The organism is Spirulina subsalsa PCC 9445 (genome assembly GCF_000314005.1).
Classification (GTDB): Bacteria; Cyanobacteriota; Cyanobacteriia; order Cyanobacteriales; family Spirulinaceae; genus Spirulina_A; species Spirulina_A subsalsa.
Map to the genome: position 1 here is coordinate 3,467,107 of NZ_JH980292.1, position 13,381 is coordinate 3,480,487.

Annotated in this window: 9 protein-coding genes and 1 pseudogene; 4 read left to right on the forward strand and 6 right to left on the reverse strand. The window is 46.7% G+C overall.

Annotated elements, in window-relative coordinates; translation table 11 throughout:
• Positions 1 to 602 precede the first annotated feature (602 nt).
• From SPI9445_RS0115775 to SPI9445_RS0115790, 3 genes are all read right to left on the reverse strand, one after another.
• A complete protein-coding gene (locus SPI9445_RS0115775; protein WP_017305740.1) occupies positions 603 to 884 on the reverse strand; it encodes an addiction module antidote protein in 282 nt (93 codons plus the stop codon).
• A gap of 9 nt (positions 885 to 893) precedes the next feature.
• On the reverse strand, positions 894 to 1,184 hold the full coding sequence (locus SPI9445_RS0115780; RefSeq protein WP_017305741.1) for a type II toxin-antitoxin system RelE/ParE family toxin: 291 nt from the start codon (positions 1,182 to 1,184) through the stop codon (positions 894 to 896).
• 541 nt (positions 1,185 to 1,725) lie between these two features.
• Positions 1,726 to 2,295 (reverse strand): hypothetical protein, encoded by a 570-nt coding sequence (locus SPI9445_RS0115790; protein ID WP_017305743.1) that lies wholly within the window; start codon positions 2,293 to 2,295, stop codon positions 1,726 to 1,728.
• Positions 2,296 to 2,655: 360 nt separating this feature from the next.
• Between SPI9445_RS0115790 and SPI9445_RS0115795 the strand changes: the two genes are divergently transcribed.
• Positions 2,656 to 3,651, forward strand: a complete 996-nt coding sequence (locus SPI9445_RS0115795) for an integron integrase (protein ID WP_017305744.1) — start codon at positions 2,656 to 2,658, stop codon at positions 3,649 to 3,651.
• 139 nt (positions 3,652 to 3,790) lie between these two features.
• Here the strand turns inward: SPI9445_RS0115795 and mraW are convergent.
• The 3 genes and pseudogenes from mraW to SPI9445_RS0115810 all read right to left on the reverse strand — a co-directional run.
• Positions 3,791 to 3,982 (reverse strand): annotated as a pseudogene (gene mraW / locus SPI9445_RS0115800) (16S rRNA (cytosine(1402)-N(4))-methyltransferase); the annotation flags it as partial.
• Positions 3,983 to 4,058: 76 nt separating this feature from the next.
• Positions 4,059 to 5,060: a cytochrome d ubiquinol oxidase subunit II gene (cydB, locus tag SPI9445_RS0115805; RefSeq protein ID WP_017305746.1), complete on the reverse strand. Its 1,002-nt coding sequence runs from the start codon at positions 5,058 to 5,060 to the stop codon at positions 4,059 to 4,061.
• 253 nt (positions 5,061 to 5,313) lie between these two features.
• Complete coding sequence (locus SPI9445_RS0115810; RefSeq protein WP_017305747.1) at positions 5,314 to 6,753, reverse strand: cytochrome ubiquinol oxidase subunit I; 1,440 nt, start codon at positions 6,751 to 6,753, stop codon at positions 5,314 to 5,316.
• A gap of 298 nt (positions 6,754 to 7,051) precedes the next feature.
• On the opposite strand from SPI9445_RS0115810, the gene SPI9445_RS0115815 reads away from it, so the two are divergent.
• The 3 genes from SPI9445_RS0115815 (at position 7,052) to SPI9445_RS27715 (ending at position 13,205) form a co-directional block, all read left to right on the forward strand.
• Complete coding sequence (locus SPI9445_RS0115815) at positions 7,052 to 8,236, forward strand: NAD(P)H-quinone oxidoreductase subunit H (RefSeq protein WP_026079842.1); 1,185 nt, start codon at positions 7,052 to 7,054, stop codon at positions 8,234 to 8,236.
• A gap of 439 nt (positions 8,237 to 8,675) precedes the next feature.
• Entirely contained in the window at positions 8,676 to 9,371 is a 696-nt protein-coding gene (locus SPI9445_RS25855; protein ID WP_017305749.1) for a DUF928 domain-containing protein, read from the forward strand.
• Positions 9,372 to 9,485: 114 nt separating this feature from the next.
• Positions 9,486 to 13,205, forward strand: a complete 3,720-nt coding sequence (locus SPI9445_RS27715) for a CHAT domain-containing protein (RefSeq protein ID WP_164674536.1) — start codon at positions 9,486 to 9,488, stop codon at positions 13,203 to 13,205.
• Positions 13,206 to 13,381 lie beyond the last annotated feature (176 nt).

A 13,381-nucleotide genomic window follows, 5' to 3' on the forward strand; every position in this document is an offset into this window, starting at 1 on the left:
ATTTTCGGTATATTTTCCGATGATAGCCCGAAACATTCTGGATAACATCCCAAATAGTCATGTTATCCAGAAAAATTCTGGATATTACCCTATGGAACATCGTCCCAGGAAACTGCTGGAACAAGTTAGAAAAAGTTTCTAAAGAAATGTGAAGAGGTGATCAGATCTCCAATCCCTTCTGGTGTAGTCGCAGAGAGGTAGACTTGTTGAGAGCCATGACCCGTCAACCCTATCCCAGTGACTTAAAGCGATCGTGAATGGGTAGCGCATTAATGGACAGGTCAGAAAAAAACCAACTAGAAACAGCGATCGACTGCCGTAAGGTTTTTAGGGTTGCTTGATTATTCTCTAGCCTATGTGAAAGGGCACTACCCACCTTCTCAACTATCCCATCAACCAACTCCCCCCATGATTGCAAGAGGTACGATCGCCCCTGACTATCGCCTCACCCTAAAACCCCTCCTATCCTTGGTCGCTCCATCAATGAATTGGACAACCAACGCAAGGACTCAACGCGGGGACAGCTAACGGTAAAGTGCAGCGGCGGCAGATAACCTTAAACTTCCACCAATAATCTCTGTTCTGTCCGCACCAACGCAGTGTTAGGCAATTGGTACAACTTGGAGACGTAACCCAAGTGATTGCAAGACCTTAAGAACGGTGGCGAACTCTGGATTGCCTTCGATTGACAAAGCTTTATAGAGACTTTCACGCCCCAACCCTGTTTCACGGGCAATATGTGTCATCCCTTTAGATCGAGCAATATCACCTAATGCTGCTACCACTAAGCTTGGATCACCATCTTCAAGGGCAGCTTCAAGATATGCAGCTATATCTTCTTTTGATTCCAGATGTTCCGCCGCATCCCAAGGGTAAGTAGCCATAAAAACCTCCTATAAGTCTTGCGCTAAATCTAGCGCTGTTTTGATGTCCCTTTCCTGAGTCCGTTTATCTCCTCCTGCCAAGAGGATGATTAAGGTCTCACCTCGCTGGATGAAATACACCCGATAGCCTGGGCCATAATCAATTCGCAGTTCCGACACCCCTTGCCCTACTGGTTTAACATCTCCTGGATTGCCCATAGACAAGCGACGAATACGAATATCTATCCGCGCTTTTGCTTGGCGATCGCGCAGGGATTCAAACCAATTAATGTAAGTCTCAGTCTGACGAACCTCAATCATGCACCAAGTGTATCCTGTAGAATACACAAAAGCAAGGGAGATTTGAATTGGCGTTCTCTAAGAAAAAAGATACGTGGCTAAAGTGTCACGCATCTAACAAGCAAAGTATTTAGCTTTTTTTGAAAGATGGTCTCAAATTAGTTGTCTTGCGCTAGGGACCTAATGCAACTGTAATTGCTGTTCTTACCACCTCTCTTGTTCCAAAATACCCATTGAAATTGCTGTGGAAAGTTGACCAATCTAGATTCCCGTTGCTTCCGTAATCAACGCGACAATGGGGATCATCGCTAGTGTAGTTTCCTACAGGGCGCATCAGTATATATTTGGGACGTTGTTTCATTTCCCATTCTGTACCCTCTGCATACCCAGCACTTTGCCATCCTTTCGTAATCATGGTTATCCTCTTTGAATTCCTTCAAGCTGTACGCCTAACGGCTGAATTGAGCGGCAAACGATCGCCACCGACTCAAACCAAAAATATTACGATTTGTCCGCTCCAATGATTTGTTAGCTTGAAGCTTGGCACTTCGGGGAAGGCTCCTCAAAATCTGACTTGTACGAAAGCTTCTTCTATTAACTCCATTTCCTGACCATTCCATCGCCACAGATGGTCACCGCCTACTCCACACATCTCTCCCCATAAGTCTCCACTAGTGTGAATGCGAAACTCCTCTGCATTGACTTTAGGATAGAGCTTACATGCTTTGGTAAGTAGCTCTCGATCAATCGGTCGAAAATAACTCCAATGGTGAATATGAAAAGTAAACTCGTCTACTGGATTCTGCCGCTCCCATTCCTCAAACTCGGAGTGAGGCAGGTAAACTAAATTTTCAGGGGGATCCCGCATGATTTCCTGTGCTGCAACCAATCCGGGGATTGTTGTGGTGAATACCAGGATCGGTTTCGGGTCAAACTGCCTTACTCGTAGAGCCATGCGCTCTTCAAGAATACTTCTCAGATGATGTTGATACCAGCCAATGAAGTCACCGCCAATGATGCGACAATGCCATTCTTCTTCATCGGAGAGGGTGTTTCGCCGAGGGATCGGGTTGCATCGATACTTTTCTTGTATGAAAGATTTAAGTGTAGTCAACCATTCTTGTTTATTCATTTCGTCACCTGACAATTTTATTGTCTATTGTCTGCAATAAACCGTCCCAGCAAGCTAACTATTGATTAGGCAGCGATTAGGAACTCAACATACCTAAAATTTGGGGATCTGAAGTCTCCATAACCAAGCCTTAGCAGGACTTTAGCACATCAATATTGAGATGTCAAAAATTTCTAGATCTAGCATATACAAAACTTTATATTTCACTAAAACCCTTAACTGGCAAGGGTTTTAGTCCTTAAAAAGGTTAATGTTATACAGAATCAAGCAGATATGCACTTTAGCCTTAAAGAGGTATAAGCCTTCGCTGACAAGAGTTATAGTGCTAGAATAACAGAGTGTCATGCTGCATCTGTTTCCATGGAATCCCTGCCCCCAGATCCTCCCAAGCGAAAACTGTTAGATCAAGTCCGCGATGCCATCAGACTAAAACACTATAGCTACCGCACTGAACAAAGCTATGTAGCCTGGATTCGTCGCTATATCCTTTTTCATAACAAACGCCACCCTAAAGATATGGGGTCACTAGAGGTTGAGACCTTCCTCACCCATCTTGCAGTTACAGAAAACGTTGCTGCATCTACCCAAAACCAAGCATTGAGCGCTCTTTTGTTTCTCTATCGCTATGTGCTTGAACAACCCCTAGAGCAGAATATTGATGCCATTCGCGCTAAACGTTCCAAGCACTTGCCCACTGTTCTGACTGTTTCAGAAGTACAAAAACTCTTGGGTGTAATGACAGGCACACCTCAATTAGTGGCTGAAATACTCTATGGAGCAGGGCTACGCCTCAATGAAGGATTACGCCTACGGGTGAAAGATGTTGACTTTCACCAACAGCAAATTATTGTGAGAGATACCAAGGGCAATCAAGATCGAATCACGGTTCTCCCCCAACGAGTCATCGAGCGGCTCCAAGCTCATCTAGTTTTGGTCAAACACCAACATCAGCAGGATCTGAACCAAGGTTATGGTCAGGTTTATCTCCCCTATGCCTTAGAACGTAAATATCCCAATGCTGATCGCGATTGGGTTTGGCAATATATTTTTCCCGCTAGTACCCGATCTAAAGACCCTCGCAGTGGCATTGTCCGTCGTCATCACTTGCATGAAAGCGTAATTCAAAAGGCAGTTAAAGCTGGAATCCGGCAAGTAGGGATTGATAAAAAAGCAAGCTGTCATACCTTTCGCCATAGCTTTGCGACTCATCTACTTCAAAATGGTTATGACATCCGTACTGTACAGGAATTACTGGGTCACAAAGATGTGAAAACGACAATGATCTACACCCATGTACTGAATCAAGGAGGCAAGGGAGTGATTAGTCCACTTGATCATATACACCCCAGTCTGTAGTCTCTGTTTAGCGTGGGAAGCGGCTAATTCTGAAACCCATGAGGAGGCTGTAATTCTCTAAAGGGAAAATGGAGCGACAATCCTTGAGGGTTTGCTTAGGTAATCAGCGTAGGACGATAGTGCCATCACCGCCAGAGTGGGCGATCGCCTCCCCATCCCGATCCAGTGCCATCACCCGCACATCAGGCGCACCCGCTAAAATTAAAGCCGTATGACCTCCCCCCCCCACAGTGGCATCTAGATAATATCCCCCCGCCTTAACATCTAAGCCAGTGATTAACTCTTGACTCAACACGGGAATATGGACAAACGAGGGAGAGGAACTAGACATGATCGAGGTAACAGGTAACTTGTCCCCATTATCGTTCAAGGTTGCCCCTTCCTTCTATCCCGTCTTCCCTCCTCCCTCATTCAACGGTGATTTTGCCTCGAAAGACCACATACTGATAAATGTTGTAGAACAACATCACCGGAATTAAAGCCCCAATGAAAATAATCATAATCACTAACGAACTCGGGGCGGCGGCCGCTTGGTAAATGGTGATCGAGTTGGGAATAATGTAAGGGAAGATGACTAAAGCCAGCCCAATAAAGGTTAACAAGAACAGGAGAATCGTCCAGACTAAAGGTAGGGCTTCTTTCTTCTTCTCCAAACTCTGCCAAAGTTGCCAGATTAAGAGAATCCCTAACAGGGGGATGAGGGCGAAGATATAAATGAGCGGTTGGGAGAATAAACGCGATCGCGCCGATTCATAGACAATTGGAGTCACAATAGTAATCACAATCGCCCCGATTAAAGTCGTTAAAGCCGCAAGTTTAGCCGTTTTGTAATGGGTTTGCTGTAGTTCTCCCTCCGTCCTCCAAATTAAATAGGTAGACCCAATCAAAACATAACCCTGCACCAACGTTAACGCCACGACTACCGAGGGGAAACGCAACCAATCCCAACTCCCCCCAATAAAGTGACCCGAGGCATCCACTTGAATCCCTTCTAAAACCCCTCCCAACGCAAAACCTTGTCCCAAAGCCGCCAGAAAACTCCCCAAACCAAAGGCAATATTCCAAAACCATTTCCGGTTCGCCTGTTCCCGAAATTCAAAAGCCACCGCCCGAAAAATCAGACCAAAAATCATGATAAACACGGGGATATAGAGAGCTTGTAAAATCGTCCCATAGGCTAAAGGAAACGCCCCAAACAGACTTCCGCCCATCAAAATGAGCCAGGTTTCATTGGCATCCCAAATATTGCTTAAACTGGTCATTAAGATACTACGACGTTCTTCACTAGAGGAAGTGAGGGATAAAATCCCAACCCCTAAATCAAAACCATCTAGCATCACATAAAGGAACAAAAACAACGCCAAAATTCCAAACCACACCTGGGGCAATAAATAATCTAATGTTTCCATCGGTTTTGAGGTGAAATACTATTTTTTATCAACTTAGGAATAACCCGTTAATCGTCAGTCGTTAACAACAGACTGCGGGCTGATAACTAATGAGAGATGGTGCGTCAGTAAGATCCGAGTTCGGCGTAATGTCACCGGAGTTATTCCGTTTGACACACCCTTGATTACCGTCCGCCATCCCCTAAAGCCCAGAGCAAAAAGTGGGGTGCTAAAAAAGGAGAGAAACACAATCAATCTCTCCCCATGCCTCTCCTTACTGTTGGGCTTCTGCTGGACGTTGATCCGGTTTAAATTGCCCCGGTTTCACATCCAAAACGGGGGTCATTTCCCCCGGTATCGGTAACTCTAAATTGGGACCTTTGAGGATAATCCGACGACCAAAATAAAAAGCCGCGAAGAGTAACAGCGTGTAGGTAACGGCAAAAAAGATCAGGGTTGTCAAAACATTCCCCGGAGGTAAATTGGCCGCCGCATCACTGGTGCGAATGGTATTATAAACCGTCCAAGGTTGCCGTCCTACACAGCGCACAATCCATCCCGATTCAATGGCAATGTAACCCAAGGGAGCCGCCAAAATCCAGCCCCCTAAAAGCCAACGCTGTTGAGCGATAGTGTCGGGGGAGAGTTTGCCGCGTATCCACTGGAAAACCGTCACCACCATTAATCCAGCCAAAAAGAACCCAATCCCTACCATGATCCGGAAAGCATAGTAAATTAATCCCAACAGATGGGGGCGTTGTTCAACCGGCCATTCCTTTAAACCCAGAACAGGTTTCGAGAGAGTCGGTTTGAGTTCTAAAATATACCCTAAAGCTTGGGGAATTTTGAGTTCCCAATCGTTCTGTTCCGCCTTTTCGTTGGGAAAGGCTAGCACACTCCAAGCCGCACTTTGTCCAGCCGGAATGGTTTCCCACTGCGCCTCCATAGCGGCTAATTTGGTGGGTTGATATTCTTGGACTTGTTCCCCGCTTAAGTGACCTACATAGATTTGTAGAGGAGCAACCGCGATCGCCACCACCAAAACAATTTTAAAAGATTTACTGAAAAACTCCCTATGTCGTTGTTTCAAAATATACCACGCACTGATTCCCCCAATCACAAACAGAGAGGTTTCTAGGGTGGCTAATACCATGTGCATCACACTGTTAATCATGAACGGGTTAAAAACCGCCGCCACATAATCAATCACTTCATATTTCCCATCTACCCACTCCACCCCGGCCGGAGTCTGTAACCACGAATTAGCCGTTAAAATCCAGAACGTGGATAAATTCGCACCGATAGCCACCAGAATAGTCGCGATGTAGTGAATAATCGGATTAACTCGTTCCCAACCAAAGACCATAATTCCCAAAAAGGCCGCCTCTAGCATAAACGCCCAAGAAGCCTCAAAGCCAATAATACTCCCGAAAAAATTACCAATCGCCTCAGACAACGGCGCCCAATTGGTGCCAAACTGAAACCCCATGGGAATCCCACTCGCAACACCAATCCCAAAGTTCAGAACATAGAGTTTCACCCAAAAACGAGCATGGTGATAATAGTCTTTGTTCTTGGTCTTTAACCAAAGACCTTCGATAATCACAAGATAAATCCCCAAACCTGTGGTTAATACAGGCCACAGCATATGAAAAATAGCGGTCAAGGCAAACTGCATCCGCGATAAAACAACCGTGTTAGAGAGAAAGTCCATGATGACCAGTGTAAGCTAATCCTTATTTGACCTAGATTGTGACCCAAGGTTCTCAATTATTACCAAACTTTAAAAAAAATTAATATTTTGTTGTATAGTCGAATAGTTTTACAGTCTGTCGAAGATCCCGACTCCCCCTTAAACCAGCAAATCCAACCTCAGATTCAGTGTTCAGCCTACACTGTCCCCTATAATCAATGATGATGTGCAATAACCAATCGACTCAAGCGTTGAAGATTTATCACCGCGTTTTCGAGTCTTCGAGCAACCAGCAGATAAGAGGGACACTGCCGAATCTATGGCACAAATAGAAACTAGAACCGAACCCATGGTGTTAAACATGGGGCCACACCATCCCTCGATGCACGGCGTTTTACGTCTGATCGTCACCCTCGATGGGGAAGACGTGATTGATTGTGAACCCGTGATCGGCTACCTCCACCGAGGGATGGAAAAAATCGCCGAAAACCGGACTACCGTGATGTATGTTCCCTACGTCAGTCGTTGGGACTACGCCGCCGGGATGTTTAATGAAGCCATTACCGTCAATGCACCGGAACAGTTAGCGGATATTGAAGTGCCCAAACGCGCCCAATATATCCGCGTCATCATGTTAGAACTGAACCGCATTGCTAACCATTTACTCTGGTTAGGGCCCTTCTTGGCAGACGTAGGGGCGCAAACCCCCTTCTTTTATATCTTCCGAGAACGAGAACTCATTTATGACCTCTGGGAAGCGGCTTCTGGCTCTCGCTTGATTAATAACAACTATTTCCGGGTAGGTGGGGTATCCGTGGATCTGCCCTACGGGTGGATTGACAAATGCCTCGACTTTTGCGACTACTTCGCCCCGAAAATCGATGAATATGAAAAATTAATCACCAATAACCCTATTTTCCGCCGTCGGGTGGAAGGAGTCGGCACTATTAGCCGCGAAGATGCCATTAACTGGGGATTATCCGGCCCCATGTTACGGGGATCTGGCGTAAAGTGGGATCTGCGCAAAGTGGATCACTACGAATGCTATGACGAATTGGATTGGGAGGTGCAGTGGGAAACCGGAGGGGATTGTTTCGCCCGGTATCTTGTGCGCATTCGGGAAATGCGCGAGTCCCTTAAGATTGTTCGCCAAGCTTGTCAAGGGATTCCGGGCGGCCCCTACGAGAATCTGGAAGCCAAGCGCTTAATGGAAGGTAAGAAGTCCGAGTTTAACGGCTTTGATTATCAGTACATCGCCAAAAAAGTCGCCCCCACCTTTAAGATTCCCGCAGGAGAACACTATGTCCGCCTAGAAAGTGGTAAAGGTGAACTAGGGGTGTTTATTGTCGGCAATGATAATGTCTTCCCCTGGCGCTTTAAAGTTCGTCCACCGGATTTTAATAATTTACAAATCCTGCCCCAACTCTTAAAAGGGGTAAAAGTTGCCGATATTATGGCAATTTTGGGTAGTATCGATGTAATTATGGGATCAGTTGACCGTTAGGTTTCATCCTCTAAGTTGAGCCTGAAGACAGTGGCTCAACCCGGACGACATCCCCAACAAAAAGCGGGTAGCTTCACTACCCGCTTTTTGTTGGCCATGTAATACCGCTCCAGATTTCACCCCAATGGGTGAGAAAAAACTTCCGGAAAAGAATTTTAAGAAGGTGAAAGTGTAAAGAGAATTAATCAATCAAATCTGGTGGATTTTTCTCTGGGAAGTTCTTATTAATCCTTGGATCAAGCATTAGCTTTGCCGGGCTAGAGAGAATCCTAAGCCGGAGATATGTCTGGGGGAGCAGGGAAAAAAAGTGATTTCTCTGAAAACAAGTTAAACTAGAAGTAGTTGGATCACTTTACAAAAGATCAGCCATTTGTTCACAGTATCTTTAAAGACTTAATTGTACAATCAATAGAGGGAGACGTTTATGGGAAAGAACATCATGAAATCCTATTCTAGACTTGGTATCGCCACCTTCCTGACCGCAGCCCTGAGTTTCGCAGGAATGTCTGTCGGTCACGCGATGGAGTTTCGTCCGCCGGATCGGGGGGCGCCGCGCAGTGCCGCCGATGGTGGGACTCGGGGATGCACAGTTCAAGAATCCGGTCAGAAGACCTTAAAAGCCTTAACTCCCGGACAGGCTTTGCCTTTAACCCTGTCTAGTCATCCCACATTTTTCTGGTATATGCCGGAAACTCGCGCTGAATCTGTAACCTTTGTCCTCAATGACCGCTATGAAAATACGGTGTATTCTGTGACCCTAGACAACCCCAACCAAGCGGGGATTATGAGCATGAGTTTGCCGGAAGAAGAACGCTATGCTCTTAAAACGGGGGAAAATTATCATTGGTATGTGTTCCTGACTTGTAATGCGAATGACCCGACGGGTGATGTGTTTGTGGATGGTTGGGTACAACGTTTAGATGAAAGTGATCCCCTTGCTCAACAACTCCTGAGTCCGGGTGGAAATGCTGATCTAACACGCTTTGCGGAAGCAGGCATCTGGCATGAAGCCCTGGCTGGATTGGTTCAAAAACGGCAAAATGCCCCCAATGATCAGGAATTGGCTGCTTCTTGGCAAGAATTCCTAGAGTCTGTAGATTTAGGACAATTAGCTCAAGAACCATTCTTGCGGTGAAAATAATCGGAAAATTGTCCGGTCAGGCTGGATCGAGGTTGTAAGAGAGTGTATAGGGCTAATTCTGCCTCGGTCTAGACTGGAAAAACTTAAGCCATGCTTAGGAGTGATTCTGTGAATCATTGGAACATTGAACCGATTAGCCTAAGACCACTGGGGTTAGCCCGGAAGGTTTTAGGCTTTTTCGTTGGGTTTGGAACTTGCGGCATTGGGATGAGTCCCGTTGGCGCACAGTACATTGTGCCTGCCAATGATGGGACGGGAACTTTCATTGACCAGCAAGGAAATTCTCTGCGGATTTTTGGCGGTACCGCTTCAGCCGATGGTCAGAATTTGTTCCATAGTTTCTTACAGTTCAACCTACAGTCTGGTTATACGGCAAATTTTGAGGCGGCCTCTGGGGTTCAAAACATTTTAGGTCGTGTGGTGGGGGGAGATCCTTCTTTAATTAATGGGATGCTTCAGGTGACGGGGGCAAATGCGAACTTGTACCTGATGAATCCGGCGGGAATTATTTTTGGCTCTGGTGCTTCCCTCAATGTTCCGGCGGATTTTACGGCGACGACAGCAACGGGGATTGCTGTGGATGGGGGGGTGTTTCATGCCCAAGGGAGTAATAATTACGCGGCTTTAATTGGTGCGCCGAATCAGTTTATTTTTTCGAGTCCTTACCCCGGTGTGATTGTTAATGCTGGGGATTTGGCGGTGAGTCAAGGTCATAATTTGTCGTTGTTGGCTGGGACGGTGGTCAATACGGGGAGTTTGAGCGCGCCGGGAGGCCATTTAACCGTGGCAGCGATTCCGGGAACCGGGCGGGTGCGGATTAGCCAGACGGGGATGATTTTGAGTTTGGAGGTGGAGGTTCCCCAAACAGCCGATGGACAACCTGCGCCGATTCATGCCCGGGATTTGCCGAGTTTGTTGACGGGGGCGGCGAATCACTCAGAGTCACAGATCCGGCTTGGTGAGGCAAAAACGGGGTTAAGTGTGGACAGTGCAAATCATGACTCTAGTCGGCCAACGGTGCGATTTAGCCATTCTGGGGCGACTATTCCTAATTTATCGGGTTTGGTGGCTTTGACGGGGAGCTTGGATGCCAGTAGTGTCACGGGAACTGAACAGACGATTCAGGTTTTAGGCGATCGCATTGGTCTTTGGAATGCCCATCTCAACGCGGCGGGAGAACAGGGGGGCGGCACCATTTTACTGGGGGGAGAACACAAAGGACTCGGCCCAACTCCCACCGCTCAACGGGTGTTTATTGACTCAAATTCTACCTTAAACGTCAATGCCACTGGGAACTATGGAGACGGGGGACGGGCGATCATTTGGTCTGATGATAGCACCGTGTTTAACGGCTCCATTGGAGCCCGAGGAGGGACGCTGGGGGGCAATGGGGGCTTTGTAGAAGTGTCGGGGAAAGAAAAGCTACACTTTAACGGCACCGTTGAGATGAAATCCTTGGGACAGCCCGGTACGGTGTTGTTAGATCCTCATACCATCTGGATTACCCAGTTGAATTCTGGAGCCGATGATGATGAATTAAATGACGGGCAAATCCTCGCCTCGGATAGTCCGGGCGCTAATTTTGTGATTTCTCAAAATAAGCTCAATGACTTAGCGAGTCAAGGGGTTCATATCATTTTAGAAGCGACGAATTTGATCGACCTTCACCCCGCTCGGTCGCTTGATTTTTCCCCTGCCGCATCCGTCCGGTTTTCCGCTCCTTTGGTGAATTTAAGAGGTTCCATCAGTATGGGCAATACACCCTTAACCCTAGATGCCACTGGGCTAGATATGCGGGATTTACAGGGAACAGGTCAACTGAACATTCGTCCTTTTGAGATTGATGGAAGTATTCGCATTGGCGGAACACCACCCACCAGTGCAATGGATTTAGACGAGCCAGACCTCAACGGTATTAAGCCCGGTTTTGAGGTGATTAATGTGGGTCGTCCTGACGGCACCGGGACTATTTTTTTAGATGATTTGAGTGCGGTGACTTCTCCTTTAAATATTGTGGGAGGGTCTACTGTATATGGGCAAAATCACAATACAACCTGGACGTTAACGGGGGCTAATACGGGTCGCATGGCGACGAATCAGCATCAGGTGACGTTTAGTAATATTAACCGTCTGGTGGGGGGCAGTGGGGCGGATACTTTTGTTTTTCAAGACGGGGTGAATTTTAATGGCGTTCTCGATGGAGGTGGAGGAGTTAATCGCTTAGATTATTCGGCTTATACTACTCCTGTGACCGTTGATTTACCGAATAATTCTGCAACGGGAACTCTGGGGGTTTTTAACATTGCTCAAACCGTTTTACCCTCGTTAAAACCTCCCCCAACTCCCTCAACTCCCCCAATGGCCCCCACGGCCTCCACTCCATCAAATCCGGTGAATAATCCCCCTCCGGTGAATAATCCCCCTCCGGTGGTCAGTGCGGAAGAATCCAAAACGCGCCCTGATTTTGCTCAGGTGGCTATTGCTTCGATCTTCCCCAATTTAGCGCAAAACCGTTTACTGATTAGTCTAGACTCTGGTGAGGAATTGGAGTTAGATACAGGACTATATCTGAATCTCAATCCCTTTTTTGACCGAGGGGATACGGCTGGGGCGGTTTTAGCGCTGGATAATCATTTTACGGGACAATTTGGGCGTTACCTGAATAAGGAAGTGGCTGGGGAAGAGCCAACCGTGGAGGAAATGCAAAGCCATTTACAACAGATGGCTGGAGAAACGGGGATGAATACGGCGGTTATCTATGCGTTTATCCGACCGGAACATTTAGAATTAATTCTTGTGCCTCCGACGGGGGCGCCGATTCATTATCGGGTGCGGGAAGCAAATCAGAGTCGGTTATTAGAAGAGGTGCGTAAGTTTCAGTTTGAAATTGGCAGTCCTATCCGTCGTCAATCGAATAGTTATCTTGCAAGCGCCCAACAACTCCATCAGTGGTTAATCGGGCCGATGGCGAAGGATTTACAACGGTTTGATATTCAAACCCTGTTGTTGATTGTGGATGAAGGATTGCGTTCTCTGCCTTTTGCGGCGCTCCATGATGGGGAACGGTTTTTGGTGGAGGATTATAGTATGAGTTTGGTGCCGAGTTTCCACTGGTTAAATCTGGAACGGGGGAATGTGCAGAATAGTCCTTTGTTAGCCATGGGAATGTCGGAATTCCGGTCTAAAACCCCCTTGCCTGCGGTTCCGACGGAGTTAAAGGCGATCGCGCAAAAATGGGAAACTAGCACCACCTTACTCAATGAACGCGCCACCCTCCGCAGTTTACAACAGAATCAAAATCGGCAGAACTTTGGGATTGTTCACATTGCCACCCACGGCGAATTTCAACCCGGTTCTTTGGAAGAGTCTTATATTCAACTGTGGGATCAGGCCATTGGGTTAAATGATATGGCCAATCTGAACTGGGAGCAAAATCAGGTTAATTTGTTAGTCTTAAGTGCCTGTAGAACTGCATTAGGAGATACTCAAGCCGAATATGGTTTTGCCGGATTAGCGGTGAAAACAGGGGTGAACACAGCTTTGGCGAGTTTATGGTATGCCAATGATGTGGGAACTTTAGGGTTAATGAGTGGATTCTATAATAATTTACGCCAGGTGACGACCAAAGCAGAAGCCTTAAGACAAGCGCAAATTGCCCTGTTACGGGGGCAAGTTAAGATTCAGGAACAGACACAGAATCAAGGTCTAATGTTGGTGGGTGAGTTTGGCGAAATTCCTTTAACCTCTGAGTTTAATGATTTAGGGATTCGGAGTTTACAACACCCCTACTATTGGTCTGGTTTTGCCATGATTGGCAATCCTTGGTAGGGTCTGCTGAATATCCCTCTAAGCACTGTTACTAAGACTTTTAGCCGTTTATACCAAATTAAATAGACTTGAGGGCAAAAACCTGAATTTCCCCTGTTCCCTGTTCCCTTGACTTCTAAGAGCGAGAAAGTGCAAGGTTTTAGGGATAAATCATCAAAAAAGCTTACCTTTTTCTG